Annotated in this window: 5 protein-coding genes; 2 read left to right on the top strand and 3 right to left on the bottom strand. The window is 63.1% G+C overall.

The annotated features are described in order from the left end of the window. The first annotated feature begins 300 nt into the window (after positions 1 to 300). The gene (locus tag AB0637_RS24875; RefSeq protein ID WP_366175470.1) at positions 301 to 576 is read left to right on the top strand and encodes a hypothetical protein; all 276 of its coding nucleotides are present in this window, start codon (positions 301 to 303) and stop codon (positions 574 to 576) included. A 116-nt stretch (positions 577 to 692) separates the two neighbouring features. Here the strand turns inward: AB0637_RS24875 and AB0637_RS24870 are convergent, their stop codons facing one another. The 3 genes from AB0637_RS24870 to AB0637_RS24860 all read right to left on the bottom strand — a co-directional run bounded on the left by AB0637_RS24870 (position 693) and on the right by AB0637_RS24860 (position 2298). Further along, entirely contained in the window at positions 693 to 1097 is a 405-nt protein-coding gene (locus AB0637_RS24870; RefSeq protein WP_366175469.1) for a hypothetical protein, read from the bottom strand. Beyond that, positions 1094 to 1612, bottom strand: coding sequence for a hypothetical protein (locus tag AB0637_RS24865; RefSeq protein ID WP_366175468.1), 519 nt, complete (start codon positions 1610 to 1612; stop codon positions 1094 to 1096). The genes AB0637_RS24870 and AB0637_RS24865 overlap by 4 nt, the downstream gene beginning before the upstream one ends. A 65-nt stretch (positions 1613 to 1677) precedes the next feature. Continuing rightward, positions 1678 to 2298 (bottom strand): sigma-70 family RNA polymerase sigma factor, encoded by a 621-nt coding sequence (locus tag AB0637_RS24860; RefSeq protein ID WP_366175467.1) that lies wholly within the window; start codon positions 2296 to 2298, stop codon positions 1678 to 1680. A gap of 449 nt (positions 2299 to 2747) precedes the next feature. On the opposite strand from AB0637_RS24860, the gene AB0637_RS24855 reads away from it, so the two are divergent. Then, the coding region (locus AB0637_RS24855; RefSeq protein ID WP_366175466.1) for a hypothetical protein at positions 2748 to 3005 on the top strand (258 nt) is incomplete at its 3' end.

The raw sequence follows: 3005 nt of genomic DNA, 5'->3' as shown, positions 1-3005 counted from the left end.
CGCCACGTCAGCCTCTGCCCGTGGCGCATCACCGCGATCATCGCCACGGCCCTCGTCCTCAGCCAGATGGAGAACCGCTACTGACAAAGGCTCAAGGAGTTCGTCATCGTCTACGACCCCGCGTCTTCCCGTCAGGGCATCGCCCACGCTTTCGACTCCCGCGCCGCAGCGGACGCCTACGGAAAGACGCTCAAGCCGGTCTCCACCGCGAAGGTCGCATCCACCTCAACGACCGCATCCACCTCGCGGACCATGGCCGCTCTGCCTACGACGTGTTACTCCCAGCGCAACATCAGCAGGATGTACGACGGCTACAACTGCGTCGGCGACATGTTCCCCTTCTCCTTGAACAACAGCGAGCCGGCGTTCAGCACGTACGGCTGGCAGAACAAGGGGAACAGCCTATTGATCGGATACAACACGGTCGGTTGCCAAATCCTCATCCGCCTCTACCCCGGCCCCAACTACACCTACACCGAGGCCCGCTTCTACGGCAGCCCCAACATCACGGAGTATTACCGGTTCAACGACGCCCAGACCAACAACTTCGAGTCTGGTCGCTCCACCTGCTCCTGATCAAGACGTGACGATGGCCGGGCACCAAACGGTGCCCGGCCATCATCATGACGCGTGTCGCGTACCGCTTCCGCGGGCACACGCCTTCCGGACTGCCGTACGGCGCCTCGATAAGCTCACTGAGGCTGTGGCGGGTCGGTGTAGAGGAAGACCAGCCCGGGGTGGGCCTTGGCTAGGTCAGGGCGCAAAGGCGGCGCCGAGGTAGTGTCGATGTCCTGGTGAACGTCACTGCGAGATCGCTCATCCGGACCGGCGACCCAGACCTGCTTCAGCCACCACCCGATGGCCCACAACATCGGCAAGCCAATCCCCAGCGCCGCCGCGCCAAAGTTGAAAACGCCTGAGTAGATCCAGAAGGCGAACACCAGGATGGGCGGCAAGCTCAAGGCCGTCTTGCCGCGCCAGCCGAAGGTGATGGTCGTGGGCTGAACGCGAGTGGAGCGATGCACTGCGGACCAACGAATGGAGTCGCTGACGTAGTGACGACTCCGGTCCGGTGGAGGACTCGATTGCCTGCTCATGGCTGCTGCGCCGAAGTCGCTGGCAGTTCAACACCAGGCGGAACAAAGTTGGGAGCATCCTGGTAGACAGCGCACGGTCCTGCGCCGCCGCTGGGCATGCCAGCAGCGGCACGAGCCTTGGAGCGTTCCCGGTACCCAAGGTCATATGCATCGGCCTCGGCAGCGGTGTCGACGTAGAGTGCGACCCCCTGACAGGTCAGTTCCGGGGAGGCGATGGTGAACTTCGCCTTGCCCTCGTCGTTAAGCTGCTCAATCTCCTTCAGGCTGACCACTCGGCCGTCGTAGATGTTCGCCACACGGCTGAGATCGTTCATCACCACACCGTTGTCTTGCTGAGTGACTGCAAAGCCGCCGGCCATGGCGGTTGCCCCGACACCGAGGCCACCTAGGCCAACGGTCACGAGCGCTGCGATAAGGGCGGCGCGGTGAGCGTGCAGTCGCGCACCCAGAGCCGGACGCGAGGTCGATGTGGTGGCTGTCCGCTCAGCGCGAAGATCGCCGTCGATGGTGCTCATGAGGTGCTCCCTCCGTCGGGCGAGGCGTTCGGAGCCTAGGACGGGGTACGGATCTCTCGGCGAGGTCACGTCAGCTCCAGGGTCTCGATCGGTGCGCGCGGTGTGCGCTCATCTCCTACGTGGCCCCTAGCTCGGCGTGGGGTCTCGATGTCACCCGTCTGGGCTACTGAGCGGAGTCGGCTGCGGGCGCGACTTAGGCGGCTTTTGACGGTGTTGGGGCGCTGCCCCAGTACTACAGCGGCCTGGGCAACGCTGAGGTCTTCCAGCAAGCACAGCTCGGCGACTGCCCGCTCGGGAGAGGGCAGGAGCATCATGTGCGTCCACACCAGGCGAGCTGTGGAAGCGGCGCTGATGCGATCGTCGATCGCGGGGGCGTGGTCAGCGACCGTGTCTGCCTCAAGGGTGGCGGTGTAGCGCTGTAGGGCCTCGGCGTGACGGCGTTTCGTCCGGGCGTTGGAGCGCACGACGTTCTTGGCGACACCGAGCAGCCAGGCCCTTGCCGAGCCGTCCACCAAGGCGATGTGCAAGCGACAGCGCCAGGCTTCCAAGAAGACGACCGACATGAGGTCTTCAGCTTGCGACGGATCAAGAGCATGCCGGTGGCAGTAGCGGTAGACCAGCTGGGCATGGCGATCGTAGAGGGACCCGAACGCGTCCTGATCGCCGCCCCGCGCGGCGGTCACCACGACCGCTTCGTCGGCTGGCCCGTAGTCCATGCTCCCTTATCGGCAGGTGAGCGCCGCAGATGAACGGGCCCATCCCTACAGCGACAGCGTCATCTGCAACGCGTCGGGTCCTTCAGGACACCAAGTCTCGACCGCCCAATGGATCAGACGCCTGTAGTGGCGTGCGGCTGGCTGGGACCTGAGCGCATCTAAGACGGACCGGACTGGACGCAACACCGGGTCTCCGCCGCTGGACGGTGGCGTTCCTGCTCGCGCGGGCCGCAGACGCCACGGGCGGATCACGTCGGGGCGCGAAGTGTCACCATCAAGACCGTCGGAAGTGTCACCGGTGTCCTGATGCGGAACTGTCACCGATGTCCTGAGACATAACAGTCGGATTCGTTATGGGTAAGAAATCTATGCATTACCGAGAAATCGACAACTCTTACCAGATCACGATCACTGTTGACGTGGATAAACGTCCCCATCTTCAGTCCGCCACGGCCGCCATTGCCCTCTACTCCGTAGCGAACTGGCTGGAGGTGATGGAGACGTATGGCGAGAAAGAATACGACGCCTTCAATCATGGACAGATGGTGAACGGAATAGGATTTGCCTTTGGTGACCTGCTTCCTCGGCCTCATAACCATCTGTGGCCGGCTCGAACCGACAATGAAGTTGCAAAGATGGCAGACGACATCTTTGATGTCTACACCCTCCTGAGGCTG

Source organism: Kineococcus sp. NPDC059986, from assembly GCF_040702905.1.
Lineage (GTDB): Bacteria > Actinomycetota > Actinomycetes > Actinomycetales > Kineococcaceae > Kineococcus.
Note: the sequence above shows the minus strand (reverse complement) of the source record. Positions and strands in the feature narration are given on the sequence as shown.

Excerpts from the sequence above, each read along its gene's own strand:
- AB0637_RS24875 (WP_366175470.1), top strand. The coding sequence starts at position 301 with ATGTACGACGGCTACAACTGCGTCGGCGACATGTTCCCCTTCTCCTTG.
- AB0637_RS24865 (WP_366175468.1), bottom strand. The coding sequence starts at position 1,612 with ATGAGCACCATCGACGGCGATCTTCGCGCTGAGCGGACAGCCACCACA.
- AB0637_RS24870 (WP_366175469.1), bottom strand. The coding sequence starts at position 1,097 with ATGAGCAGGCAATCGAGTCCTCCACCGGACCGGAGTCGTCACTACGTC.